At 47.3% G+C, this 26,080-nt stretch carries 28 protein-coding genes; 18 read left to right on the top strand and 10 right to left on the bottom strand.

The genetic code is table 11. The features are described from left to right. Positions 1 to 79: 79 nt before the first annotated feature. The 4 genes from O3C58_10505 to O3C58_10490 form a co-directional block, all read right to left on the bottom strand. Positions 80 to 1,321, bottom strand: coding sequence for an MFS transporter (locus O3C58_10505; GenBank protein MDA0692291.1), 1,242 nt, complete (start codon positions 1,319 to 1,321; stop codon positions 80 to 82). Then, the gene (locus O3C58_10500) at positions 1,318 to 2,118 is read right to left on the bottom strand and encodes an SUMF1/EgtB/PvdO family nonheme iron enzyme (GenBank protein MDA0692290.1); all 801 of its coding nucleotides are present in this window, start codon (positions 2,116 to 2,118) and stop codon (positions 1,318 to 1,320) included. Before O3C58_10500 ends, O3C58_10505 begins: the two co-directional genes overlap by 4 nt. Next, the gene (locus tag O3C58_10495; protein MDA0692289.1) at positions 2,115 to 2,321 is read right to left on the bottom strand and encodes a hypothetical protein; all 207 of its coding nucleotides are present in this window, start codon (positions 2,319 to 2,321) and stop codon (positions 2,115 to 2,117) included. Before O3C58_10495 ends, O3C58_10500 begins: the two co-directional genes overlap by 4 nt. A 212-nt stretch (positions 2,322 to 2,533) precedes the next feature. Continuing rightward, positions 2,534 to 3,112: a Maf family protein gene (locus O3C58_10490; protein MDA0692288.1), complete on the bottom strand. Its 579-nt coding sequence runs from the start codon at positions 3,110 to 3,112 to the stop codon at positions 2,534 to 2,536. A gap of 190 nt (positions 3,113 to 3,302) precedes the next feature. Between O3C58_10490 and O3C58_10485 the strand changes: the two genes are divergently transcribed. Next, a complete protein-coding gene (locus O3C58_10485) occupies positions 3,303 to 3,695 on the top strand; it encodes a peptidylprolyl isomerase (GenBank protein ID MDA0692287.1) in 393 nt (130 codons plus the stop codon). Here O3C58_10485 and O3C58_10480 read toward each other — a convergent pair. After that, positions 3,655 to 4,809: a radical SAM protein gene (locus O3C58_10480; protein ID MDA0692286.1), complete on the bottom strand. Its 1,155-nt coding sequence runs from the start codon at positions 4,807 to 4,809 to the stop codon at positions 3,655 to 3,657. The genes O3C58_10485 and O3C58_10480 overlap by 41 nt on opposite strands. A 154-nt stretch (positions 4,810 to 4,963) precedes the next feature. Beyond that, a complete protein-coding gene (locus O3C58_10475; GenBank protein ID MDA0692285.1) occupies positions 4,964 to 5,245 on the bottom strand; it encodes a hypothetical protein in 282 nt (93 codons plus the stop codon). Between the two features lie 151 nt (positions 5,246 to 5,396). Between O3C58_10475 and O3C58_10470 the strand changes: the two genes are divergently transcribed. Genes O3C58_10470 through O3C58_10460 form a run of 3 tightly spaced genes read left to right on the top strand, consistent with a single transcriptional unit; the run spans position 5,397 to position 8,665 of the window. Next, the gene (locus O3C58_10470) at positions 5,397 to 6,899 is read left to right on the top strand and encodes an oligosaccharide flippase family protein (GenBank protein ID MDA0692284.1); all 1,503 of its coding nucleotides are present in this window, start codon (positions 5,397 to 5,399) and stop codon (positions 6,897 to 6,899) included. A gap of 34 nt (positions 6,900 to 6,933) precedes the next feature. Beyond that, a complete protein-coding gene (locus O3C58_10465; GenBank protein MDA0692283.1) occupies positions 6,934 to 7,983 on the top strand; it encodes an N-acetylneuraminate synthase family protein in 1,050 nt (349 codons plus the stop codon). A gap of 25 nt (positions 7,984 to 8,008) precedes the next feature. After that, positions 8,009 to 8,665 carry a class I SAM-dependent methyltransferase gene (locus O3C58_10460; GenBank protein MDA0692282.1) on the top strand — a complete coding sequence of 219 codons (657 nt, stop codon included), beginning with the start codon at positions 8,009 to 8,011 and terminating at the stop codon, positions 8,663 to 8,665. 16 nt (positions 8,666 to 8,681) lie between these two features. Here the strand turns inward: O3C58_10460 and O3C58_10455 are convergent, their stop codons facing one another. Next, a complete protein-coding gene (locus O3C58_10455; protein MDA0692281.1) occupies positions 8,682 to 9,689 on the bottom strand; it encodes a bile acid:sodium symporter family protein in 1,008 nt (335 codons plus the stop codon). Positions 9,690 to 9,700: 11 nt separating this feature from the next. Then, positions 9,701 to 10,348, bottom strand: coding sequence for a class I SAM-dependent methyltransferase (locus O3C58_10450; protein ID MDA0692280.1), 648 nt, complete (start codon positions 10,346 to 10,348; stop codon positions 9,701 to 9,703). A gap of 165 nt (positions 10,349 to 10,513) precedes the next feature. Here O3C58_10450 and O3C58_10445 point away from each other — a divergent pair, with 165 nt between their 5' ends. The 6 genes from O3C58_10445 (at position 10,514) to O3C58_10420 (ending at position 14,311) form a co-directional block, all read left to right on the top strand. Further along, on the top strand, positions 10,514 to 11,056 hold the full coding sequence (locus O3C58_10445) for a DUF1566 domain-containing protein (protein MDA0692279.1): 543 nt from the start codon (positions 10,514 to 10,516) through the stop codon (positions 11,054 to 11,056). A gap of 368 nt (positions 11,057 to 11,424) precedes the next feature. Continuing rightward, complete coding sequence (locus tag O3C58_10440; GenBank protein ID MDA0692278.1) at positions 11,425 to 11,958, top strand: DUF1264 domain-containing protein; 534 nt, start codon at positions 11,425 to 11,427, stop codon at positions 11,956 to 11,958. Positions 11,959 to 12,153: 195 nt separating this feature from the next. Beyond that, on the top strand, positions 12,154 to 12,588 hold the full coding sequence (locus tag O3C58_10435) for a cytochrome c (GenBank protein MDA0692277.1): 435 nt from the start codon (positions 12,154 to 12,156) through the stop codon (positions 12,586 to 12,588). Between the two features lie 34 nt (positions 12,589 to 12,622). Beyond that, positions 12,623 to 13,228: a cytochrome c gene (locus O3C58_10430; GenBank protein MDA0692276.1), complete on the top strand. Its 606-nt coding sequence runs from the start codon at positions 12,623 to 12,625 to the stop codon at positions 13,226 to 13,228. A gap of 20 nt (positions 13,229 to 13,248) precedes the next feature. After that, positions 13,249 to 13,761, top strand: a complete 513-nt coding sequence (locus O3C58_10425) for a c-type cytochrome (protein ID MDA0692275.1) — start codon at positions 13,249 to 13,251, stop codon at positions 13,759 to 13,761. 151 nt (positions 13,762 to 13,912) lie between these two features. Further along, positions 13,913 to 14,311 (top strand): cytochrome c, encoded by a 399-nt coding sequence (locus O3C58_10420; protein ID MDA0692274.1) that lies wholly within the window; start codon positions 13,913 to 13,915, stop codon positions 14,309 to 14,311. A 52-nt stretch (positions 14,312 to 14,363) separates the two neighbouring features. Here the strand turns inward: O3C58_10420 and ettA are convergent, their stop codons facing one another. Together ettA and O3C58_10410 are read right to left on the bottom strand one after the other, a co-directional pair. Continuing rightward, positions 14,364 to 16,037, bottom strand: coding sequence for an energy-dependent translational throttle protein EttA (gene ettA / locus O3C58_10415; GenBank protein MDA0692273.1), 1,674 nt, complete (start codon positions 16,035 to 16,037; stop codon positions 14,364 to 14,366). Between the two features lie 62 nt (positions 16,038 to 16,099). Beyond that, positions 16,100 to 16,681: a class I SAM-dependent methyltransferase gene (locus tag O3C58_10410; protein MDA0692272.1), complete on the bottom strand. Its 582-nt coding sequence runs from the start codon at positions 16,679 to 16,681 to the stop codon at positions 16,100 to 16,102. Between the two features lie 246 nt (positions 16,682 to 16,927). On the opposite strand from O3C58_10410, the gene efp reads away from it, so the two are divergent. From efp to radA, 8 genes are all read left to right on the top strand, one after another. Next, entirely contained in the window at positions 16,928 to 17,500 is a 573-nt protein-coding gene (gene efp, locus O3C58_10405; protein ID MDA0692271.1) for an elongation factor P, read from the top strand. A gap of 721 nt (positions 17,501 to 18,221) precedes the next feature. Beyond that, the gene (gene tolQ / locus O3C58_10400) at positions 18,222 to 18,983 is read left to right on the top strand and encodes a protein TolQ (GenBank protein ID MDA0692270.1); all 762 of its coding nucleotides are present in this window, start codon (positions 18,222 to 18,224) and stop codon (positions 18,981 to 18,983) included. 36 nt (positions 18,984 to 19,019) lie between these two features. Further along, entirely contained in the window at positions 19,020 to 19,421 is a 402-nt protein-coding gene (locus O3C58_10395) for a biopolymer transporter ExbD (GenBank protein ID MDA0692269.1), read from the top strand. Further along, positions 19,418 to 20,611 (top strand): TonB C-terminal domain-containing protein, encoded by a 1,194-nt coding sequence (locus O3C58_10390; protein MDA0692268.1) that lies wholly within the window; start codon positions 19,418 to 19,420, stop codon positions 20,609 to 20,611. The genes O3C58_10395 and O3C58_10390 overlap by 4 nt, the downstream gene beginning before the upstream one ends. Before the next feature lie 10 nt (positions 20,612 to 20,621). Next, positions 20,622 to 21,953 (top strand): Tol-Pal system beta propeller repeat protein TolB, encoded by a 1,332-nt coding sequence (gene tolB, locus O3C58_10385; GenBank protein ID MDA0692267.1) that lies wholly within the window; start codon positions 20,622 to 20,624, stop codon positions 21,951 to 21,953. A gap of 414 nt (positions 21,954 to 22,367) precedes the next feature. Continuing rightward, positions 22,368 to 22,997, top strand: a complete 630-nt coding sequence (gene pal / locus O3C58_10380; protein ID MDA0692266.1) for a peptidoglycan-associated lipoprotein Pal — start codon at positions 22,368 to 22,370, stop codon at positions 22,995 to 22,997. A 160-nt stretch (positions 22,998 to 23,157) separates the two neighbouring features. Next, the gene (locus O3C58_10375; GenBank protein ID MDA0692265.1) at positions 23,158 to 24,534 is read left to right on the top strand and encodes a hypothetical protein; all 1,377 of its coding nucleotides are present in this window, start codon (positions 23,158 to 23,160) and stop codon (positions 24,532 to 24,534) included. A gap of 146 nt (positions 24,535 to 24,680) precedes the next feature. Beyond that, complete coding sequence (gene radA, locus O3C58_10370; protein ID MDA0692264.1) at positions 24,681 to 26,060, top strand: DNA repair protein RadA; 1,380 nt, start codon at positions 24,681 to 24,683, stop codon at positions 26,058 to 26,060. Positions 26,061 to 26,080 lie beyond the last annotated feature (20 nt).

The following is a 26,080-nucleotide window of genomic DNA, read 5'->3' as shown; positions in this document are numbered from 1 at the left end:
GACCTTTATTTCATAAGGCCCGCTCATGGCCCGGAACCATTTTTAGAGATGCCCTTTAATTAAAGCGGATTCCTGAAATTTAATAGGTGTCTTTTTGAGCGATTTGTCTCTGGAGGGAGCGGAACAAAAACAGCGTTCCTATTGTAATCAACAGCAGCGCGGTTAAGGCGGCGCGGTATTTGAAAGTTTGTGTGTCCTGGAAAATCCAGACGACGGTTCCCCACAGGAGCGGGCCTAAAATAGAAGCGGCTTTTCCCGCCAGCCCGTACAACCCGAAAAATTCACCCAGTTTTTCCGGCGGCGAGAGTTCCACAATGTAGGCGCGGCTGACCACCCACACCCCGCCCATCCCCATACCGGCCAGAGGGCCGACCAGCCAGAAGACGAGTTGACTTTGACTCAAAATCGCGATCGAAAGAGCCGCCACCCACAACCACAAGACCAACGCATAGCACCACCCGGTTCCTTTATGCTTGACCATCCAGCCGATGAGATACGATCCGATCATGGCGGCGGCGGTTGATGAGATCAAAAAAGTGGTGATTTCAGCATCAGTGAAATGCATCACTTTATTGGCGTACACGGACATGAACGCGATCACGGTGTTGACCACATCGAGAATGAGAAAGTGAATGAGGATAAATTTCAGCAGGAGTTTGTATTCACTGGCATTTGCCAGGGTTTGCTTGAGAGTGTGAAACGCATGGCCGATTTGAACTTTTTTATGTGTATTAACTTCCGGGTTTTTGACGAAAAGAAAACAGGGAATCGAAAAAATGAGAAACAGGGCGGCGGTGGGGATAAAAGCCGCCGATCGTCCTCCTGCCTCGACAAACGGTTTGACCAGGAGCAGGCCGGCAATGGAGCCGAGATACCCCAGGCTCACTCCATATCCTGAAACAAGACCGACGTGCGACCCCCGCGCTACAGAGGGAAGCATCCCATTGTAAAATACCAGGGCCGACTGGTAACAGTAATTAGCAATGACGAAAAAAAATATCCCGGTCAACAAATGATCAGTTTGGCCGATGCAGGCGGTTGCCACCACTGAAACCAAGGTCAATATTGTCAAGGGAATACGTCTTCGCCCGGTTTGATCGGAGATCGCGCCGTACACCGGAACACTGAGGGCCACTGCCAGCATGGACCCTGAAAGGGCGACGCTGTAAAGAATGTCGGGTCCCCCGTGGTCTACCGTCACCCAAAGGGCAAAGTAGAGGGAGATGACATTCATCGAAAAAATAGTATTGGCGAAGTCGTAAAGCGCCCAGGAGGCGATGACGCGTTTGTCAGGCGCTGGGCTTTCGCTGGGAAGGGTCACGGGACCGGGTGGACCGTTCGGAACCCGTAGATTTTATTTTTAATGCCGGGGGAATTACGGGCGCGGTGAACCACCTGCACTCCGTCGATATCATTGATCCAGGAACCGCCGCGCAGGACTTTCATCTTGCCCGGTTTTATTGGGCCTTCGGGATTGATTTCCGGGCTCATGCGGTAATAGTCTGCATCGTACCAGTCCAGACACCATTCCCAGACATTGCCTGCCGTGTTGAGTAATCCAAACGGACTGGCGCCGGACTGATAATAGTTGACGGGAGCGGTGTGAGGGTAGTTGTCCTGGTCGCCAAAAATATTTACGAAGTAAAAGAAAAATCCCTTGTCCCACACACTTCCCCAGGGCCACAGACGACCGTCGTTTCCCCGCGCGGCTTTTTCCCATTCGGCCTCGGTGGGCAAACGTCCGCCCTTCCACTTGGCATAGGCCATGGCGTCGTGCCAACTGACGCCCACGACAGGAAAATCGGGTTGGTTGAAATTAACATTCTGCCAGAGCAGTGGTTTTTCATGCCCGGTGGCACGCACGAATTCCATATATTTTTCGTTGCTGACTTCATACTTGTCGATGAAGTAGGCCGGTGTGAATACGAAATGCATGGGTTTTTCGTCATTCTTTCCCCCTGCGGTTCCCATTTGAAAATAGCCTGCGGGGATATAAACCATATCGAGAGGTGGTGTCGGTGAGGATGATTCAGGCGGTGCCGCAAAGAGAGAGGGGATGGAAAGAAAAAGGATGAACCCGAGTTGCGCTAGAAATTTTGTGCCACGCGGGACGTTCATGGGATGGAAAAAAAGCCGATGTGGGTCACCAGGTCTTCTCTGGTTTCGACCGGAAGGTCTGTCGCAAGGTTTTCAATGTTGATCCACTGGTAATGACCGTTCCAGCAGTTGAGGGTGACGATGTCATTTCCATAGACATCGTCTGTCCGATTCAGAAAAATCGGCGCCTGGCATTTTTTGCAGTACCCGCGGATATCAATCATTACCGAAAAACCTTCCTTCAAAATTTACATCAGAAAATTTAATCGAAACCTTTCAACCTAAAAAGACTGTTAAAGGTATTACAAATTTTAGTCTTATAAATCAATGGACCGCAAGGAATATTTTGCGTTTTCCCTGATTTAGATTTTTGAATAGGATTCAATAAGTCAAGGATATTTTCAGGGCGGGTCGTTTCACGCCGGGAGAAAAAATGTCAGCCAAATTTGTAGCCTCCCTGTTCCAGCATGGCTTTAACTGTGTCGAGAGGCAGTCCCACAATATTGGAATAGGACCCTGAATAGGACGCGACGATGGAAGCGCCTTCGCCTTGAATGGCATAAGCCCCGGCTTTGTCCAGCGGTTCTCCGGTTGCAACATAGCGGGAGATTTCCTCCTCGTTCAGAGGACGGATATCCACTTCCGATACCCCGACATCTTCCACTCGCTCGGAATTGACGATGACGACGCCGGTCATCACCTGATGCCGTCTGCCGCTCAGGCGTTTGAGGATATTGCAGGCATCCGCCGCGTCTTTGGGCTTGCCGATAATTTCATCATCAAGCACGACGATGGTATCGGCGCCGATCACGTAGTGGCCGGGGTGACTGCGGGCGACATCCACGGCCTTCAGGCGCGCGATGGCGATGGCGTTCTCCCTGGGGCTGAGGCCGGGTTGCAAAATTTCCTCCACTGAACTGGGGATAATCTCGAAATCTGCAACGATCTTTTTTAAAAGTTCCATCCGGCGTGGAGATTGAGACGCCAGAATGACTTTATTTTTTGGATGTGTCATACCCAGGTGGGTCCTAATATGCGTATAATGAAATTGCCTTCTGGTTTGGCAATAGAGATCCTGCATGGAAATTCATTCCAAACTACTTTATTATAGGAAAACTTCCAGTAGATCAAGTGAGTTCATAATAGCTCCTGCCGGGTGCAGAGGCTTTGATTTCAGTTTAAGCGCTTTAAGAGGGAAAAAGAATATGGCAGGTGCATCTTTTCAAGTTCAGGTAAGACATATTTTGGTGGACGATATAGAAGTGGCGGAGCTTTTAAAGGAAACGATCAATACCTCAAAGTCTGGGACCGGTCGGGTCAAAATGTTTATGAGCCTGGCTGAAAAATACAGCAAATGCCCGACCAAGGATGATGGCGGTAGTTTGGGATGGCTGGAGATGGGGTGGAACATCGCCGACCCCAGAGTGCCGCGTGGCGGTTTCAAAAAGCTTGAAAACGAGGAACTCTATAACATCATCAGTGCTGGATTGGATAATAAATCCATAGTGAGTAAAGTCGCAAACGGTCCGGTTAAAACCCACGAGGGTTATCACCTGTTCATGATTGCAAACGAATTCCATACGAACCGGATTCTTTAACGGCGGGTTCCTGTTTATTCGTCATTTTGGCGTTGCCGTCATCCGGGTCCACAAAATTGTAGGCGAAACAGCCGCTAGAGCATCGCACCATGTGATGCGGGCAAGATCGGCATGGCTCCTTCACCTCGGTGCTTTCAAACACCGTGGTCAGAAACTTGGAGCCCATTTTGGCGAGGGCGATGGAATTCACCTCTTTAAAATTTTTAACATTTCCCAGTTTGAGGTTGTGGAAGGGAAAACAGTTGAAACAGTCCCCCTGCCCATCGATATCCATCGGGCTGCCATCGGCGCAGCCGAAATAAAGATCCTGATCTTTCCATGTTGTCATCTCAGGAAGTTGTTTGCTGCCATGAAAGAAAATGCGTTCAACCAGAGGGTATTGATCTTCCTCAATCTCATCCAGAAAACACGGCGGAAACGAGCAGTCGAAACGAAAACAAAGTTGCGGAAAGTCATTTAAAATTTTCAGCATGCTTTTTCCCACTTTGGGGAAATCCCGGATGGGGAGGTAGATGTTATTGGCTTCGCCGACAATGGGGAAGGCCGGACTGACCCGGATCTTGTATTTCTGATCTTTGGGCAGGCCCACTTTTTGGTAAATCGCATCGATCTCGGCGCACTGGGTGTATAAATCCTGAGTCTTGGAATACACGTTGATACTGAAGATCACGCTGTAGCCGTTGGTCCTCATCAGCTGTTCGGCAACCTCTTTACACCGTTGATGGTTTTTCTTGCTGATGTTTTCCAGAGTCTGCCAATTCAAAAGGATGGCGAAATAGATATTCCGCTTGACCGAGCCTTCAATGCTGGCGGTTTTTACCATCAGGTCGAGGACCTTGTCCGGCATCAACCCGTTGGTGAAAACGTTGAGGGAGGTGTAAGGATTGACCGCATCCAGCGTTTGCTGAAAGATATCATTGAATTTTGGGTGCAGGGTGGGTTCGCCCCCTAAAAAATTGATGACGGGGTGCGACCTGATTTTGGGCAGGAGTTGATCGAGAAAAAAATCGTATTCCATGGATTTTCCCGGCGTTTTCACGGTTTCTTCCATGTATTCGTCCGCAAAACAGTAATTGCACTTTAAATTGCAATAACTGTTCAATATAATATTCATGGGCTGGCCCCAAAAGTGTATGACAAAACCCCCAACTGACCCATAACCTGTTAAATTAAAAGGTTTTTTTGGTTGCGTGGGATAATTCCTTGTCATTGTAGGAATTTATCTTTTTATCATAGCACTGAAGGGCGGGAATGACCCTACTTTCTACTCAAGACTCAAATTTTTTCTTTCTTCTAAGGATCTGGGAGGTTCCCGCATGGACCACCATTTTGAGTTCAAAAGGGTGGGTGCGGCAAATATTGGTCATGCCCTGAATGGCTTTGTCTTTAGCGTCGGTTTCATCTTCGGCGTCGCATTTCATCTCCCAGACATTGGCAACGGTGGGGATTTTCTCAAAGCCGTGTTCTTCCAGGCGCAACAAAACATCCTTTTGATCGTGTTCCTGAATGTCGTGGAATTCCGCCACGATCAATACATTGAAAACTGGCATTGACGCTAAACTCCTTTTGCAATTATCGGTTGGTTGATATATGAGGGGGTAGTGTATAATACACAAGGGAAAATGGGAACCGGTGGTTCTAAAGTTTCCTTTTCCTTTTAAGGTCGTGCCTTCCTGCCACTCAACCGATTCGTGATTTCTCTTGTCCTCCTTGCATCGATTCCTCACTAATATTTTCTGGACCGTTTTCGGCAAGGGTTGCGTGCAAGTTATTTTATTTGCGGTTTCCATTCTGATCACGCGCTATCTGGGAAAAGAACAACTGGGGGTATACGCCACCCTGCTCGTCATTCCGGCGTTTGTGCGGTTGGTGAATCAATTCGGCCTGGAAACGCTGATCAACAAAAAACTGCCTGAAATCAATGTACAGGATCCGAGCGGGAGACAGGCACGCTTTCTGGTGCGGCGGCTGTTGAGCGTTCGTTTGGTCTCGTCCCTGGTGTTTTGCGGTGCGCTTTATTATTTTCTTCCCATCTACTTTAATTTCATTCACATGCCGGAACTCCTGAGTTACCGGGCGGCCCTCATTCTGTATTTTGGCGGCATCACGCTGGAGTCCTTCTTAAGCACTTTGTTCATGACCCGGCTGCAATTCAAAACCGTCTCTCTTGTGGAAACGGGGAGCGCTCTTCTCAATCTGGTCTTTCTTGGAATTTTTATTTCTATGGATCACGGCATTGTCGGTGTGTTGTACGCCTATATTTTGTCGGTGAGCCTGAATGTGATCGTGTATTTATTTTTATCGGTGCAGGACTTCAAAGGCGAGAGCGCGGTCCCGAAGTGGCAGGAGATGAAGCACCTGGCCTGGGTGTCGTACTGGATCAGTTTGTTGAGCTTTGGGCTGATGACGCAAAGCGACGTTCTGCTCATGAATTATTTTCATGTCGATCCCGTGAGCATTGGTTATTATCATCTGGTCACCAGTCTGGGGGGCATGGCGGCCTTTGTGCTGGCGGGAATCGGCCCTCTGGCGTTATCGCTGTTTTCGGAAGCTTATGCGCGTGAGTCGCAAGGTGGGTTGTCCCGGTCCTGGTGCGAGATTGTTGGGTTCTCCGCGTTTCTGACCGTTCCCATTTACGTGTTTGTCTTTTTTAACGCCGAGACGCTGATCACCTTTGTTTATGGAGATGCATTCTCTGATGCCGCTCCCCTTCTTTCTTTTTATATTGTGTTGCTGGGAATCAGTGTGGTGCTGGGGACCAATTTTACTGTATCCACGCTTTTCGTTCTGCACCGCAGGGACACGGCCATGCGCTCCACCGTGGAAGGCAGTATCCTGAATGTCGGGCTGAACCTGATTTGCATTCCAATTTATGGGGTGATGGGAGCGGTGGTGGCCACGGGATCGGTTATGGTGTATATGGTAGTGCGACAGTTGCTGGTGATTCAAAAGGAGATGGATATCCGGCCCGTGTTTCCTGTCATCGGCAAGTGTTTCATGTTTTCGATAGCGGCGATCGCTCCGACTTTGATTCTGTCGCAAGTTGCAGGTTCGCATCTGATATGGAATGGGGTGGTCTATCTGCTAGCGTTTTTTATTCTTTTAGTTTGGCGGAAACCGTTTACTCAGGATCACCGTCATTTAATCGTCAATATTTATCCCGGCCTGGACCCGTGGGTTCGGTGTTTTGTGCAGGCGCGGTGAAAATGGAAAGCAGGCGTGTGGAGGCGTTAAAGTTATGAGTGTTACGCATGAATTTGAATTTTGCGGTCAACCGATGGGAGCCGGTCATCCGCCGCTGATTGTGGCCGAGATAGGCTTCAATCATAATGGCGATGTCGCTCTGTGCCAGCGTATGATTCAGGCCGCTGCTGCCAATGGCGCCGATGCTGTCAAGTTGCAGACGTTCGTGGCAGGAGAATTGTATTCCAAACGATTCCTAGCCAATGACCCGGCGGACCCTAAAAAGGAAATTCCTTTGTACGAATTTTTCCAACGTTCGGAGTTGAAACCTGAAGAGTATGAGGAATTGTTTGCCTATGCCGAGGAGCTTGGCATTCCGTTGTTCTCGACGCCGTTTGACGAAGCATCGTTGGACATGCTGGTCGAGCTTGGCGTGCCGGCGATCAAGGTGGCATCGCCCGATTTGACTTATCTCGATTTTATAAAGCGGGTGGCGCGAAAACATCTTCCGGTTGTGTTGTCAACGGGAATGGGAGACGTCGGTGAAATTGAAAAGGCCGTGAATGCCGTTCGCGGCGAGGGAAACGACCGCATCGTACTTTTGCATTGTGTTTCCAACTACCCGTCCCGCTATGAAGAAATGAATATGCACTGCCTGGCGGAACTTAGAACCCGCTTCAAGGTTCCTGTCGGACTCTCGGATCATACCACCGACAACTTGTCGGCTATCGTCGCGGCCTCTCTGGGTGCGGTGATGATCGAAAAACACTTCACCCTCGATAGAAATCTACCCGGTGCCGACAACGCCCTATCGATGGAGCCCGAAGAGCTAAAGCAATTGAAACAGGCGACGGTTTCTGTTGGAAAAATTTTAGGCGATGGAAAAAGAAAACTTCAGCCTTCGGAGGTGCCGGTCAAGCAATCGGCGCGCAGAAGCCTGGTGGCCCGCGTGGACATCGAGGCGGGCACGGTCATTTCTTCCGATATGGTGGCGGTGAAACGACCGGGCACGGGAATTCCGCCCGACGGTTTGGAGCGCATCATCGGCAAGAAAGCCAAGTCTAAAATTTGCGCCGAAGAATTAATCACCTGGGAAATGATTTGAGACCGGTCCGGTTTTTGGGAATGTCATGGCCAAGTTAGACTCCTATCTGATAGAGAATAAATTCCGTCAAATCGCTTCCTTCATTGATGCCGGAAGCCATGTGTTTGATATGGGGTGCGGCGAAGGGCAATTGGCCCCCGTTCTGACTGGAAAAGGATGCCGCGTGGATGGAATGGATATTAATATCCGTCGAATGACGGCCTCCCGCTCCCATTATAAAAATTTATATGAAGGAAATATTGAAACATTCGCATTTGATCAACACGCTCACCAATATGATGTAGTAGTTCTTGCAGACGTTTTAGAACACCTGCAAGCTCCCGAGAAGGTTCTGGAAACATCGCGCGCGCTCCTGAAAGATAAAGGAAAAGTTTTAATTTCATTGCCCAATGTAGCTTATTATTCGAACCGGATGGGCCTGCTTTTCGGTCGGTGGGAGTATCAGGACGAAGGAATTCTTGACCGGACCCATTTGCGGTTTTTCACCCTGCGTACAGGGAGGGAATTCATCGAAACCAACGGTTATGATGTGAGCGAGATGGTTCCGGAAATGCCGGTGATTTCATCGAAGTGGAAGCGTCTTATTTTTTCTTTTGCGTGCCATCAATGGCCTTCGTTATTTGCCATCGGTTGGGTTATCGAAGCGCGGCCTGAAAAAAAACATCCTTTATCCTCTTCCTGAACCGGAGGTGAAACCATCACCCCGAGGCTTCGCTTTCCTTTGGTTTGAGAGTCAGTTTTTCGGTTTTCCCTGCCTTGATCCGGCACAGCCCCGCGACGATGCTTCCCAGGATGCAATGCGTCAGTGCCGAGATCGCTCCTGGAACGGTGGCCAGCGCATAGCCCGGAAAATTACTGCGAGCAAGCTCCGTGGCCAACCCGGAGTTCTGCATCCCCACCTCGATGGAAACCGTTTGCGCGTCTTTTTCCTTAAATTTCAGCATACGAGATAACAGGTAGCCTAGTAAAAATCCCAGTACATGCAGAGAGAGGATGACGATCAACAAATGCAACCCGGTTTCCATGATGGCGGTTTTTTTTGCGGCCAGAATAAAATCCACGATGAACACGATGGAAAGCACGGCCAGCAGGGGCGTGTAGGGATTTATTTTTTTGACCGCCTGGTGAAAATAATGATTCAGGAAAACTCCCAGCAGGACGGGGAGGATCACGATTTTCAGGGTGTTGAGCAATAATCCAAGAGTATCCACCTGAATGGCGGTTCCCGTCAGGTCCCTGGATAAGGACTCGATCAATAGAGTTGTCAAAACGGGCGTAATGAGTGCCGCCAGTAAGGTAGAAAATGTGGTCAGGCTGACAGATAAGGCGACATTGGTGCGGCCAATGAAACAAACCACATTGGATGCGGTGCCTCCCGGACTGCACGCCACCAGCACGATGCCGATCATATAATCGATGGGCAGGTTGAAGGCCTTGGCCAACCCGTAGCCCAATGCGGGCATGATGATGTATTGCAGGCTCACGCCGAGAAGAATGGAGCGGGGGATTTTCAGTACTTGCTGAAAATCGCTTAAGCTCAGCGTCAACCCCATGCTCAGCATGATGATGCCGAGGAACATCGGTATCCAGTCGGGCTGGAACCACATCGCGGTGGCGGGTTCCCACAGCGCTAAAACAGCGCCTGCCAACACCCAAAGGGGAAACGCATTCGCTAGGGTGAGAAAAAACTTCTCAGTGGAATTCACTTAAAGTGGGTTCAAGGTTTTTGGACGAGAATGCTGGAATAGGCGATCTCGCCATCGTCGAAGGCCTGGTAGCGGATGATCTTAAACCCTTTAAAAATTTCGAGAAGCTCGTTGGTTTCAAGAAGCCATTTGGGGTTGAACTTCGCGTATTTCAGATAATCCATATTGTAGGTTTCGACCAGGGCCATGCCACCGGGTTTGAGGGCTTCCATAAACTGGGGGAACAGATCCCGTTGCATATAGTAGGTGCAGATGATGAGGTCGTAGGCGTTTTTTTCAAGGGTATGCGTTTCCAGATCGACGACCTGGGTTTCGATTTTCGCATTTTGAGACTCAGCCAGTTGCCGGGCTTTTTGCAGTCCCTTCTCCGAAATATCCAGCCCCAGAACATTGAACCCCTTGGCGGCCAGATAGACCCCGTTGCGTCCTTCGCCCATGGCGATGTCGAGGGTTTTCCCTTTCGGGAGCAGGTGTAAGTTTTCTACCAGAAAAGGGATGGGAGTTTTCCCGAAAATGTAGGTCTCCGTGTCGTATTTACCGTCCCATCGGGATTTATCTTTCTCTTTGGCAATCCCCTGAGCCGGGATCAGAAGGAGAAAGACCAGAATACAGATTCCTCTGAAAATCGAAGGATGCACAGGTCGGCAAAGTGGTATCATGGGAGTGTTCCTTAAAGGGGATTTTTATTTATTCTACCGGATGGAGGGGTTCTGTCAAGACGATTTGCCCATTTGATTTGCCTGCCGGAAGATTGTAAAATGAAGCGATCCCAACCCCTATCAATAATCTTGATTCTTGGTTAAAGAATTTGTTTGGAGGTTCACATGCAACATCCCTCAAGGTTCCAGACCCTAAAGGCGCTTTCAATATTTTTGGTGGTGTTGCTTTGCGCGACGCCGGTTCTGGCCGTTGGTTTGAAAGATAAAAAACCCGTCGCCCAATCGGTTGACAAACGGTTCAAAGATTTTGGCGATGGCACCATTTTGGATGCAAAAACGAACTTGATGTGGATGAAAGAAGATACCTGGCAACGGGAAGGCAAATGGGTCAATTGGTACACCGCCCAGGAATATTCGCAACGCATGAACAATAAAAACTTTGCCGGATACTCCGACTGGCGGTTGCCCACGCCTGAAGAAGCCCAGACTCTTTATGAGCGTCGTAAACGAAACGTAGACAAAGATGGCGATAAAATCTATATGGACAGCATGTTTCCTGCCGGGGCCGGGTGGAGCACCTGGACCAATAAGGAAAAAAGCGGTAAAGCGGTCGTTGTCTCCTTGAAAGATGAGGGCGGTGCAACTTATCAAGACAAAATTAGTGGCGCCGATGCTTTTCTGCGCCTGATCCGTGGTCCAGTTTCCTGATTCGGCCCACTCCCTAAGAAATTTCCTCAACATATTGATCTATTAGCATCTTCTTCAGCACTCCGTGCGGCTTTTCAAATTTCAGAAACCTCTCCTGATTGCGTAAAACTTCATAGCAGAATCGTCAATAAGTAACTTCTCTTTTTATTATTTCCGTAGAATCATTAAAGTAGTGTGGTCAAGAAGGCTTTAGGGGTTTATTATTTTGTTAGTCGGAAAAAATAAATAAAGAGTTGTTGGCAATATTTTATAGATCACGAGAGCGAGTTTGATTTTCCCCGGGAAAGGGGCGAGGAAGTTGCTGGAATATTTTGTTTAATTTTTGATCGTCCTTATTAGGGGTAACACAAATAAAGGAGGTAACAAAAATGGTGAACATTAAAGTAATTTTTCTGGTATTGGTTCTTGCAGGGTTTATTTCGTCTCCAGTCATAGCCGGGGATGCCCCTCCGAATCCTCTCAAGGGATACACGATACATGTATCGGCTCCGCATATTATGGATGGGGAAGTGATCGGTCCTTTTCATCATTATTGCAAACCGATCAATGCAGATATCATCCAATGCATCTTGTTTGAATCCACGGATGAAAATGCCCGCATGACGGAAGTCGAATACATGGTTTCTAAAAAGCTGGCGCGGTCGGTGATTCCTGAATGGTCTCACCTGCAAAACTGGCATGACCATAAGCAGGAAATTGAAACCGGGCGTGTTGTTATTCTCAACCCCACGGACCCTAAAGAGCAGAAGGGTTTGGCGGAGTATGTGAGCGAGACCGATGGCATCATTTTTCACCTTTGGCCTAAAGGGGCTCCTATTCCTGACGGTTCGGTCATGATCGCTCAATCCATCGGACATTGGGAAGCGCTGCATGGGCAAATGGGTAAAGAAATCGCCAAATAGGAAAAAGAAACCAGTTCTTCCGGAAGCATCGCCCATCTGACAGATGAAATCTTCAAGAAGCTGGGAATTTCTGAAACGGCGGGGTCTTTTGGTAAGTGACGATTTTAAAGAGACAATAACACCATACCCGCTCGCCTTCTTCCTGCAAGCTAAAGAAGGTGGGCGGGTGATCGATATGTTTGAGGAAAGTTTTCGATGACAAAACTGGCAGGATATATTTTGGGTGCTTTAATTCTTCCGGCCCTTACAGGTTTGCCAACCGCGTTTGCGTTTCATTCAAGTATTTACGAGCCGAGGGTTCCAAAAGAAATTCTGGAAAAGGTTCAGGAGATCGAGAATCCTTATCCAGCGGACCCTGAGCGAATAGAAGCCGGAAGACAAATATATTTCGGCAAGGGATTGTGCGTGACCTGCCACAGCAAGGACGGGACTGGAGTGAGGGTTCCCGGTCATTCTCCCCGCAACTTCACTAATAAAAAATGGCAGGAGTTGCGTACGGACGGAGAATTGATGTGGGTCTTGAGGAATGGCAGCCCCGGAACGGGAATGCCCATCCGGGTTGGGAATGTGATTTCAGAGGAGGAAGGCTGGAATGTTATTCACTTCATCCGAACTTTTTCGCAGGATTGACTGCCTCCCTTAATCTATAAAGGAGTTGACATAAATGGTTAACAAAGTTCAAAGACGGCAGGTGTGGATTTTTACATTATTTTTAGCGACCTTTGCAATTCTCTCCTTGCCTGGATCATCGGTATTTGCGGTGGAACCGGAGTGGAAAGAAAATCAGCAGACTTTGGGGGGGCAGGAAAAGGAATTTCCCAACGGGATGATTCGAAAGGTGGTGCGTGAGGGAATGCCCCACAAAAATCCCGTGGACTTGGAAGAACCTCTCCAGGGTATTTGTCCTCAGGAGCGAAACACCCCCCAGGCTCCTGAGCCCTTTTACAAGATGACAAATCCTCTGGAACCGACTTCGGAAAATCTGCGGGCAGGCGAGACGCTGTTTAAAATTGATGCTGGGCCTACGGCTTGCAAGGTATGTCATGGTTATGGCGGGGATGGTTTGGGCGTAATTTTTGAACAATTGACTCCCAAGCCGAGAAACTTCACTTGTTATTATATGATGGATGACATCCCCGATGGACAAATCTACTGGATTATTAAAAACGGATCGCCGGGTACCAAAATGCCATCGTTCGGGGCTTTGAGTGATACGGAAGTTTGGCAATTGGTACTTTTCATCCGGCAATTTTCCAAAAAATTCAAATAGAGGGAAATGGATTCAAGCTCATGAAAGTTTTTCTTAAATCCATTTTTTCTTTGCTGATTTTATTTTTTATATTGGCAATGGCGGCGCAGGTTTTGGCAGGCCCCATGATGATGCGGCATGGCAAAGGGCCGGGAATGCATCATCACAGCATGGGCTTTGGCGGCAAAGGAAATTGTCCGCAACTGAGGGTGACGGCCCAGGCGCCTGAAGATATTTATCGGTTGAAGAATCCGTTGGAACCCACGCAAAAAAATCTGGATGCAGGGGAATCTTTGTTTCGCGTGGAGGCACAGCCCACGGCCTGCAAAATTTGTCATGGCGTGGAGGGCAATGGATTTGGAATGATGGCACAGGGATTGAACCCTCCACCCCGGAACTTTTCTTGTGCTGAAACCATGCAGGAAATTCCAGATGGTCAGTTGTTCTGGATCATCAAAAACGGATCTCCGGGAACGGGAATGCCGGCATTTACGGAGTTGCAAGAGAAACAGGTTTGGCAATTGGTTCTTTATCTGCGAAAGCTGGCAAAATAGCACGGGTCGGGCATGAAGGATCAGCCGGACTTTAAATAAATTTTTCCGGATTTCATCCTGATAAAAGGAGAGTCAACATGGTAAGTAAAAAAAATTCCGGCGGAATTTTTCTTTTCAGTTTTTCGGGTTTTTAATAATTTCTTCAGTATTATTGGCCGGAGGGCAGGATACCCCTGTTTTCGCTGGAGATTGCTCCCAGCCAAGGAAAACCAAGCAGGCACCCGCCGATATTTATAATCAGAGCAACCCTATCGCATCCACTTCTGAAAATATAAGCGAGGGGAAATCGCTTTATCAGAAAAATGCGAAGCCGCTTGCCTGCGCCCAATGCCACGGACCGCAAGGAGATGGGAAAGGACTCATAGGAGGCGCACTGACTCCCAAACCGAGAGATTTTACCTGTTCTCAAACCATGAAGGATTTGCCCGACGGTCAGTTATTCTGGGTCATCAGAAAAGGGTCTCCCAACACGGCCATGCCGGCCTACAGCGACCTTTCCGATGAAGAGATCTGGCAGGCGATTCATTATATCCGCCAGTTCGCCAATTAGACGTTGCGATCGTTCTCTCATAGTGAAGCAAGGGATTACAGGTTTCTGCGGATCAATGAATCGTTAGTTTTTTGTATTTCGACCGGCGGTTTTCCTCTTTGCCCTTCAGTTCCTGCTTGTGTTTTTCCCTGTATTCATCAAAATTTCCTTCAAACCAGCGCACCTTGCTGTTGCCTTCAAACACCAGGAGATGCGTGCAGATTCTATCCAGGAAACAACGGTCATGGCTGATCACCAGGACACAGCCATTGAAGTTCAAAATGGCATTTTCCAGGTTGCTGAGGGTGGTGACATCCAGGTCATTGGTGGGCTCGTCCAGTAGGAGAACGTTCCCCCCCCGGCGCAGAAGCTTTGCCAGATGCACGCGGTTGCGTTCTCCGCCGGACAGGTTGGCGACACTTTTCTGCTGGTCCGTGCCTTTAAAATTAAAGCGGCCCACATAGGATCTTGAGTTGACCGTTTTCCCCGCGATTTCAATGTGGTCGGTGCCGTCGGTGATCTCTTCAAACACAGTTTTGTTTGCATCCAGTTCGTGACGGTGCTGATCGACGTAGGATAATTTCACCGTTGATCCCAATTCAACCGTTCCAGCATCCGGCTTGTCTTCTCCGACAATCATTCGAAATAGCGTGGTTTTTCCTGTCCCGTTAGGCCCGATCAGGCCGACGATGGCGCCTCTCGGAATAGACAGGGAAAGATTTTCAATCAGCAGATTGTCGCCAAAGCCTTTAGTTACGCCATTGATCTCGATGACTTTTTCGCCAAGCTGGGGGCCGGGGGCAATTTGAATTTCCAGAGAGTTCTCTTGAATCTCCTGTTTATTGGTGAGCATATTTTCGTAATTCTGCACCCGCGCTTTATTTAATTTTCTTCGCGCGCCGGGGCTGGTGCGCAACCATTCCAGTTCTTTTTGCAGGCGTTTGTGCATGCTGGACGCGCTCTTTTCCTGATGCTGTAAGCGGGCGGCTTTTTGTTCCAGCCAGGACGTATAATTTCCCTCAAAAGGAATTCCCTTGCCATTATTCAGTTCAAGAATCCATTTGGTGATGTTGTCAAGAAAGTAGCGGTCGTGGGTGGAGACGATCACATTGCCGGGAAAATTGGCGAGGGTTTCTTCCAGCCATTGCACGGTCTCTGCATCCAGATGGTTGGTGGGTTCGTCCAGCAGAATCATGTCGGGCTTTTGCAGAAGCAGTTTGCAGAGTGCCACTCGCCGGGCCTCACCGCCGGATAACGTCGAGGCGATTTGATCGTCGGCGGGAAGAACCAATGCATCCATGGCGACATTGACCTGGCGGTCCAGTTCCCAGCCATCCACGGCGTCTATTTCATCTTGCAGGCGGCCCATTTTGTCGAGCGCTTTTTGCATCTCGTCGTCTTCCATGGGTTCCGCAAGCCGGGCACTGATGTCATTGAACTCCTGAATCATTTGCTGAATATGGCTGAATGCTTCCTCGACATTTTCGCGCACGGTTTTATCCTGATTCAGAACCGGCTCCTGGGGAAGGTAACCGATTCGGGTGCCCTTCATGGATTCGGCCTGGCCCTCGAATTCCTTGTCCTCTCCTGCCATGATCCCGAGGAGTGTCGATTTTCCGGACCCATTTTCCCCAACGATGCCAATTTTGGCGCCATGGTAAAATGAAAGGTGGATGTCTTTAAAAATGGCTTTGGTGCCGTAAGTTTTGCAAAGCCCCTGCATTGTAAAAATATATTCTCCTGCCATGAGTCCTCTTTATATATAAGTTAAGGGGTATTGTTGACGAGTGGAATTGCCACAGACCGGTTTCAAATTTGGATCTTGTGGGATTTCATTTGTAGCACAATGAAGTCTTTCTCGTTATTAAAAATGATGTCCATTTCCAAAATATCGGCGATCCATGCAAAAGTTTTGCTGGAATAAAAGGCAATGTGCGTCGGGTCTCTTTTATAGTACCAGTTATCGAAGGACTCACGACAAGGAAGGTTATTTTTTTGCGGAACCTGTCGGGTCATGACACCCAGATAGCCTCCAGGGTTGAGAAGCGTGGCCAAACGAGCGACTTCTTTTTCCGGCTCCTTGAAATGCTCAAACGTTTCGGTGGATAGGATGAGGTTGAATGCGCCGCTTAAATCTGAGTCGGGAAAGAAATAACGATCATATCCTGAGACGGTATAGCCTTCGTGTGTCAGCAGGGTTTTTAAAACAGGTTCGTAGCCACAGCCATAATCCAAGATGGTTTGCACTCCCTGACAGACATGCTGGACGATCTGAATTTTTTCCTGAAACATTTGAACGTAGCCTTCGTTATCCAAACTGTTCTCATGTTTCAGATAATGCCCGATTTCCTCTTTCTCCGGGATGAAATATTTTTCAGGGACAAAGATCAATCGGCAAATGGAACACTCCCAGTATTCTCTTTTATCTCCGGCGAGAAAAAAATTGGATTGTGAGTTGCATAAAGGACAATTCATCAGATTTAACGGGCTGAGCGGGACACTGGATTGATTTTTCCGGTTTTTTTATTTTACTTGATTCCAGATGATGCGCGGATATAATCAGGAATTAATTTGAATTAACTGAAAAATTAGTCTTTGCCTTTTTTACAGGCCGAGCCTTTCCACAAAGGGTGAGCGATGGCAGTTTATGTGAATGGTAACGCAATTCGACCTGGGTTTGTCATTAAGTACAATGATAATTTGTACCGGGTCATGTCGGCAGAGCACCGGACCCCTGGAAATAAAAGAGCTTTTATGCAAGCAAAGCTTCGCAAGATCAAGGATGGAACTCAAACCGAGGTCAAGTTTCGCGCCGATGAGGCCATAGAACGCGTAGTTATAGAACAATCTGAAATGGAATATTTGTATAGCGATGCCTCTGGATATTGTTTCATGAACTGTGAGACTTATGAACAGAGTTTTTTTGATGAAAAGTTCGTCGAGGACGCTAAAAAGTTTTTACTACCCAATGCCCGTGTTCAGGTCGAGTTTTGTGATGAACTGCCTATCGGGATTTCGTTTCCAGAGACCGTTGACCTTGAGGTGACGGAAACCGACCCGCCATTGAAAGGCGCCACAGCCTCCGGGTCTGGAAAACCGGCGACCCTGGAAACCGGCCTGGTGGTCAACGTTCCGCAATTTATTCAGATCGGAGAACTTGTTAGAGTCTCCACAACCTCTGGAGACTATCTGGAACGGGTAAAAAACTAAAACTCCAGCCTTTTTCCGGAAACTTCGATTCCTAAATTTTTACCATCAAGCGCTTTTGCGCAGGCGAATTTTGGCTTCGCATCTTGGCTTTCCCCTCCGTTCCGGCCTCACAATTCCACAGAAGCGTTCGAATTGTGACTATCTAAGGAATTCTCCTTCTCAAGGGTTTATAGTTTATTTATGTGTAAGTATTTGAATTATAATGATTTATATGGATATCGGGAGGATTGTGAGATAGATCGTATCTGCAGGACGAAGTGGGCCATACTTCAATAAATGGTTTGAAAAATCGCAAGTTATTGGCGCTAGCAGGTTGCTGAAAAACTATTTTTGGGATCTTAAAATGTTAAATTCAAGTTTCCTGTTAATTTAAGAAAACCAGTAGCACAGGCGACCTATCCTTAAAGTCAATGCGGAAGTGCGGAATTTAATTCCGCCTTTCCAGCCTGTGCGCACAGCCTGGAAAGGCTGTGCCACTTAAAAGCAAAAACCTGTAAAACTTATTAAAAGCAAAAACCTGTAAAACTTAACCCGCTGACGGATTTTTCTCTTTTTCAGCAACCTGCTAGTCAACTTCATTTGCGGTTGTCGGCAGGATTTGGCGATGTATTTGATTTGACAACTAAAAAGGTTTAAATTATATTTAAAACTCTATAATTTTGTTGAATTTTAAAGATTTATAGTTTGATTCCCCTCCCTTGAATCCGTCCAGAGGTACCTCGTGGAAAACTCAGTAACAGATAATTCCTTAAGTATTGTTGAGTTGGTGATGCAATCCAGCACTATGGCAAAGGGTGTTTTATTGATTCTTTTGATATTTTCAATGATTTCCTGGGCCATCATCCTGAGTAAATTTTTTGTGTACAAATTAGCGAAAAAAGAAGACAGGAAGTTTTTATCCAATTTTTCCAAATCCGAGAACCTGACACACATCTATAATTTTTCCAGAGAACTTCGATACAGTCCCATTGCCCGAGTATTTTTGAGCGGCTACCGGGAGCTGTTTCTTTTTCAAGATATGGCGAAAAAAGAACGGGATCGACGAGGAGAATCGCCATCTACGCATGGAGAGCCTCTTTCCGTCAAAGACATTAAAGGCATCAGCCTGGTTCTCAACAAGGCCATCAATCGGGAAATTACCCGGTTATCGCAGGGGTTGGATTTTTTAGCCACGACCGGCAGTACGGCTCCCTTCATCGGTTTGTTCGGGACGGTCTGGGGCATCATGCACTCCTTTCGGGCGATTGGGATGCAGGGGTCCGCCAGTATCGGCGGTGTGGCTCCGGGTATCGCGGAGGCGCTGATTGCCACGGCGGCAGGCCTGGCGGCGGCTATTCCGGCAGTCATTTTCTATAATTATCTCAGCGATAAAATCCGACTGTTTACAAGTTCGATGGATGATTTTTCGCATGATTATATCTATATGGTGGAAAAAAACTTCATGCGGGAACAGGCGCGTGACAGAACATTTGATTTTTCCTGATACAGGTTTAAACAACATGAATTTGGAGAGACAAGGATGCTAAACAGGCGGCGACCCATGATGGCGGAAATCAACGTCACCCCCTTTGTAGACGTTATGCTGGTGCTCCTTGTTATATTCATGATTGCGGCGCCCTTGCTGCAACATGGAGTGGATCTTCAATTGCCCGAGGAGTCGATCGTCCCCGTAAAAACCGAGGATATTCCAACAGTATCCCTGCAAAGCAATAAAAAGATATTCTGGGATAAGGAGGAGGTGGGCAATCTGGTGGATCTGACTCAGAATATTAACCAATATCTTCAGCAACACAAAAATGGCGGTGTGTATTTGCGAGCCGATAAGGAGCTCGACTATGGATTCGTCATGCGAGTGATGGCAACCATTAAACGGGCGGGTGTCAAAAATATAGGTATGGTCACTGACCCTTCGGGATCATGAAGTTGCAAATCGCAAAGTCGTGGGATTTTAACCAAATGCTGGTGGCATCTGTCTTTGCCCACCTGTTGTTAATGACAGTTGTCATTTTTCTTCCCAAATCCACTTTTAAAGAAATCATCATCACTCCCGCATTTGTGGTCGAATTGGTTGATGTTTCCACTAATCACAAAAAAGCCGTGCAAAAACTCGCTCAGAAAAGGGAGCTGCAGAAAAAATCCACTCCTGAGCCTAAGCCCGTTCCTCCTCCCAAGGAAATGGAGCCGATACGGCAGGCATTAAAGATGCCGCCTGTTCCTCCCGACAAATCGAAAAAGATGCTGAACCAGCTGAATCAATTGAATAAAAAGCCTTCGGGGGTCGTGCAGGAGCTGGACCAACTTGCCATGTTGGTTCCTAAAGTTTCTATCAAGAAACCCGTGATAAAAACAAGTCAGCCCATTCAAGAGAAAACTTTTGACGAATTGAATGCGTTGAAAAACAAAAAGTTGGAGTTCAAACCAAGTAACGTAGAGCCTCTTCCTATAGAAGACTCCCTGGATCAATTTGAAAATTTTAAGATGAAGGAATTGGAAAAACAGCAGGATGGGAAATCGGCGGTGGACCTTTTGCAAGAGCTGGCGAAGATTGAATCTAAGCCTTCTGAGGCTAATGAGCCGCTGGAAACTCAACCACAGGAACCAACGCCGGTCCCGGAAAAATTCCAAGCGTATGATCCTATCCTTCAGAAACTTGAATCTCTGAATTATGAACCAAAGGAAATTAAAACGGATATTGTGGCTAGCCAATCATCATCCAAGGCGTTCGAAAGCGATATCCGCAAAGTAAACGCTCCCGAGCAGGTACATGTGGAAGTTGTTGTCTCTCCCGGCAAGGCTTTTGTCCAGTCTGCAAATCAAGGGGAGCCCAGTGCGGACGCTCTGGCCCAGTACGGAGGGATGATTAAAGAACAGGTTTTTAGAAACTGGAAGAATCCTTTAGGACAAGATCATAATAAACTGGTTGTTTTTTCCATTAATATTTACCGCAAGGGTAATATAGACCGGCCCGAACTCCAAATGAGTTCAAAGGTGGAGTTGCTCGATAATCTGGCGTTAAGCGCCATTCTAAAATCCGAACCGTTTCCACCCTTTCCGAAAGAAATAGAATCTTCATACCTTGGCATAGACATTCAATTTAAATATACCCCATAAAAAGGCTGACATGATTCCTAAACTCATACTGACTGTGTTTATTTGGTTGCAAATTTTTCCAGCGATGGTTTTTGCCGAACCTAAAATTCGTATTGAACTGGAGAAGGAAACCCGTAAAAAAGTAAATATTGCCATTCCTGAATTTAGCTTAGAGGAAAAATATGAAGACCCCGAAGCATTGGGGAGGGAAGCCAGCAGTATTCTGCAAAATGATTTAAAACTTTCTGAGCATTTTGTCGTGATCGATCAGGATGTTTATAAAGATATGGCGCTTTTGGAGCAGAATCGAAAAACGGTGGATTATTCCGGGTGGAATGCAATGGGCACCCAATGGTTGTTGAAGACGCAGTATAAAATCAATCCGCTGGATAAATCGTTCAATGTCACCTTTCGACTTTATGACACGGTTAACGAACGGTTTCTGTTAGAGAAGCGATATACATCGACCCGGAAATTTCTACGAAAAGCCATTCATCAGTTTGCCGATGAAGTCGTATTGCAACTGACGGGGAAACGGGGCATCGCAGAAACAAAAGTCGCATTTTTATCTCAGATTGATGGCAGCAAGGAAATTTATACCATCGACTTTGATGGCCACGGGTTGCGTAAGATTACGGATGAAAAAAGTATTATTCTTACCCCGGCCTGGTCACCGGACGGGGGCTGGCTTGTGTATACGTCTTATGCGGCACGCAACCCGGATCTGATGATGATTTCCGCCTCCGGGCAAAAAAGAAGAACCCTGTTAAAACTGCCCGGTCTCAATGCCGCTCCGGCCTGGTCGCCCGACGGACAACGCATTGCGATGGTTTTGAGCAAGGACCGTAATTCGGAGGTTTATGTATTAGAGAAAAATTTTGGTCTCAAACGCTTGACGCGTCATTTTAATATCGACACCTCCCCTACCTGGTCGCCCGACGGAAAACAGATTGCATTCACTTCCGACCGTTCCGGAACAGGAGCCCCGCAAATTTATATCATGTCCGTGAAGTCCGGAGACGAAGGTGGCGTCAAAAGAGTTTCCTTTGGCTCCAGTTACAATGACGACCCTGCCTGGTCTCCCAATGGCGATAAAATTGCCTTCACCTCCCGTGTCGGTAAACAATTTCAAATAAAAATTTACGACCTCGAATCCAAAAAAAGTGAGCAGTTTACTTTTGGTCCAGGAAGCAGCGAACAGCCCGCCTGGTCGCCAGACGGTCGATTTATTGTTTATCGGCATAAGCAGGAAGAAAAATTGCAGATTTTCGCCAAACCGGTGAATGGAGGAAAACCCAGACAATTGACGTTTGTCAAGGGTGGGGGATACAGCCCGGCCTGGTCTCCTTACACTCGAAAGTAAAAAATAGAAGAAAAATCAAGTAATGTTGCGTGAAATTTACATTTACGTGTACTTACCATAAACTTTTATATTTTTGGTGATTAACGCCCGTTCAGCTGAAGCAAAAAGAATATTGTGATATAAATCAAATAGTTTGCTGTTGCCAAGGGGCTGAAAATTTTGTACAATTAGTGTAATTCTTATTGGGAATTATAATTCGCTGGAATTGCGGATTGATAATACTTTTTGAAGTTGCGGGTTTTTGGTTGTTTAGCAATACTTTTATCAAAGTAGCCGGATTAATTATTAAAAATACAATTAAGAGTGTCTAATTAAATGAAAACGAGGGAAATTATGTCAGGAAAAAAACTTTGGATCAGGGCTTTGGGGATTTTTGTAGTGTTATCATTTGTGGTATCTTGTTCAAAACAGCTCATGCCTCCGGAAATTGAATCGATGGGTTCTGTTGCGGAAAGTGAATTAGAGGAAGTTGCTGAAGGCTCAGATGCAACACAAGGGTTTGCACCGGAGCAGGATTTTTCGTCTGATGGAGCCGGGTCTGAAGAGTCCGGTTTTGTCCGCGAGGAAAATCTGACCGAATCGGGAGCCGTTGACGGTGCGCCCATTATATCCAGAGAGGATGGAGCCTACAATCCTTTCGCCAAAGACGGCACTGGATCCGGGTTGGATCAAGGCATTCAGGAAGCCAGGTTGTATTCCTTTCGCCCCACTTCCGAGTTGAAAGACATCCATTTCCAGTTTGATAAATATGATCTGGATTCGAGTTCCAAAGGTGTTTTGAAACAGAATGCGGATTTTTTGAAACAACATCCCAGCGTCAAGGTAGAGATTCAAGGGCATTGTGATGAAAGAGGGACCAATAACTATAACCTCGCGCTTGGGCAACGCCGTGCGGCCTCTACCAAAAGCTATTTGGCTTCTCTCGGGATTCCTGAGAACAGATTGCATGTCATCAGTTATGGTGAGGAAAAACCCTTTTGCGGTGAAACCAACGAAGGTTGCTGGGGGCAGAATCGAAGGGCACACTTTATGGTTGCCGAATAAGCTGTCCTTTTGTAGCATAGAGGCAACGTGATAATTTAGATAGAATGAGATCGCAACGGACTTTCCGTTGCGATCTATCTATTTTCCCCACAGGAGCGGATTCCCTCAGAGTTGAGGGTTCAACTTTAAACACCCTGTTTTCCAACCGACATCATTCTTAATGAAAAATCAAAAACTCCAACGGATTGGCATCATTTTTTTAAGTCTGTTATTTGCTTCTGCAACCGCTTATGCAGGAATTTTTGATAATGACGAGGAAAACTGGAGAAGGATGTTCAGGGATATAAAGAAAATCAACTCCCGGTTGGTCACCCTGGAAAAGGGCAAGCTGCAGGCCTTGGAAAACACCCAGCAGAATTTGTTTCGTCAAATCGATGAAATTAAAAGTTTAATACCCAATCTTCAGGGCAGCGTTGAGCAAAGTCAGGCGGAAGTCAGCGGGCGTTTGGAGGCCACCAATAGAAAATTGGCGGATATTGAAAATCAAATCAAATCGGATATTGTCAAAAGCGTCAATCAGCAATTGAGTAAAATTAATGATCAAGTGACCTCCCAGCTAGGCCAGCAAACAATAGCCAATGAAAAATTTCAAGCCAACCTCGCGACTCAGTTCGATCAGTTGAAAGGCCATATGGCCGGGGACATGGATAAAATCGCTAATTTGAATAAAGGGTCTTTCCAGGAGTTGGTCCAGTCCAACAACCAGTCATTTGGTAAAGTTGTTGAGCAATTGAACGCTCAGAAAGAAGTCATCAAAGCAGACTTAATCCCCACCATCGTGCAGCAAAATGAAAAAACCAGTACTCAACTCCTCACCGGAATGTCTCAATCAAATAAAGAAAATAAAGAGACCTTGCTTGCAGGCCTGGCAAATATAGAGGCTAAAAATCAAAAATTGGTGGAAGTACTGCAAATGAGTCTGAAAGAGGGAGAAGCAACACGGGGAAACGTTGAGCGTCTTTCTTTAAATGTGGATGCGACAAACAATAATGTCCTTAAACTTAAAGATGCTCTGGTCCTGCAAATAGATTCTCTATCTAAAGTTCAGCAAAATCTTGAACAAATAAAGGGTGATAATGCCCTGAGTGGAGAAAAAATCAACAAACTCATCAGCTCATCCACTGCACTTGCCACTCACAGCAATGCGATGAACCAGTCTCTTCAAAGCGTGGGGCAGTCCTTGCAGACCATCGAAGGGGGGTTGGCCGGTGTGGAAGCTTCTAACCAGAAGCTGACAAAATTGATTGATATTTTGAAAGTCATGGCCGCTGAACAAGGAAAACTGACTCAGATAATGGCCGGACAAGGGGATATCAAGCAGGCCCAGAGTCAGGTGTTAAACACTCAGGCCCAGATTTTGAAAGCCCAGGAAGAAATTAAAAATGCTCAGAGGCAGTCGCTCAAGGACCAGGCGGAAACTAAAAAAACACTGGAAGAATTGTCCCGAAAGGCCAATGTGAATATTTCGAGAAATGATGCCATTCGGAAAACGTTGTCTAATTTAGAAAAGAGTCCCTCTCCCACCCCTCCCCGTTAAGAAAACCGGCATTTCAGGTTCCGGCCAGCTTTGAGATTAAGCTTTTTCCCTTCCCCTGAACTATCCGTGCCTTATAATGCACGGGCTTCGGGAATTCATAGTTCCTAAGGGAGCAACTCAACAACACTTTTTATGCTTTCTTCCAAATGGCCAAACCTGTATCGGAATACGTTTGTCAAACCTGCGGTTACCGCGTGCCCAAGTGGCTGGGGAAATGCCCTGAATGCGAAGAATGGAATTCGTTCTCCGAGGAACTGATTCGCGGCGGACGAAAAAATTTAAACTCTCTGGCCGCACCCGGCGGGAAACGGGATGGCGGTGCGCAACCGATCACATCTGTCGAATCCCTGAATCAAAATCGCTGGACCACGGGGATCAGCGAATTCGACCGTACCTTGGGGGGCGGGATGGTGGAAGGGTCCCTGACTTTAATCGGGGGCAACCCCGGAATTGGCAAATCCACTCTGCTGTTACAAAGCATGGGTTGTATCGCCCGTTCAGGGAGAAAAGTCCTATATGTTTCCGGAGAAGAATCTCCCGCGCAGATAAAGTTAAGGGCCGAGAGACTCAACGCTTTGTCGGACAACCTCCTTATCAGCCCGGAGATCTGCATTGAGGAAGTCCAACGATTGATCGACCGGGTGGACCCTGCGGTTTTGGTACTGGATTCCATTCAAACTTTTTATACCTCGGAATTGTCCTCCGCCCCCGGTAGCATTGGCCAGGTTCGGGAAGTGGCTTTCAAAATTTTTCAGGATGTAAAAAAACGGTCGCTGTCCGCCTTGCTGATAGGCCATATCACCAAGGACGGGGCCATTGCCGGGCCAAAAGCCCTGGAGCACATAGTGGACACTGTTATCTACTTTGAAGGCGAAAAAAGCCATTCCTATCGCCTGCTCCGAACGATCAAAAACCGTTTCGGGGCCACCCCGGAAATCGGTGTTTTTGAAATGCGGCCGGAGGGATTAGTCACGGTAGATAATCCATCGGAAATTTTTCTTTCCGAGCGGCCCCCGCACTGCCCCGGTTCTGTTATCGTCTCAAGCCTGGAAGGCAGTCGCACTCTTCTGGTGGAAGTTCAGGCCCTGGTATGTTCCTCCTCCTCAATCGGGATGCCCAGGCGCATGGCGACCGGGTTTGATCAGAACCGCATGACCCTCATGGTCGCGATCATGGAAAAGCGCCTCGGCCTGCAATTCCAGGGTGAGGATATTTTTGTTAATATAGCCGGCGGCATTAAAGTATCCGAACCGGCGATTGATCTTGGGATTGCGGCGGCCATCGCCAGCAGTTTTAAAAACCAGATGATCGACCTGCAAACGGTCATGATCGGCGAAGTCGGTTTGACAGGTGAAGTGCGGTCTGTCAATCAACTGGAACCGAGGATCATGGAAGCGGAACGGATGGGGTTTCAGCGTTGCGTCGTTCCCTATGCGGCGAAGAAAAGCAAGTCCGTGCCCAAAAGCAGTATGGAACTTTGTTTTGTAGAAGATTTAACCCAGGCGTTTGAAATCATTTTTCCGTAAAAAATTATATGTTTGAGTTT

Source organism: Nitrospinota bacterium, assembly GCA_027619975.1.
Lineage (GTDB): Bacteria > Nitrospinota > Nitrospinia > Nitrospinales > VA-1 > JADFGI01.
This window is presented reverse-complemented; position numbering and strand designations above follow the sequence as displayed.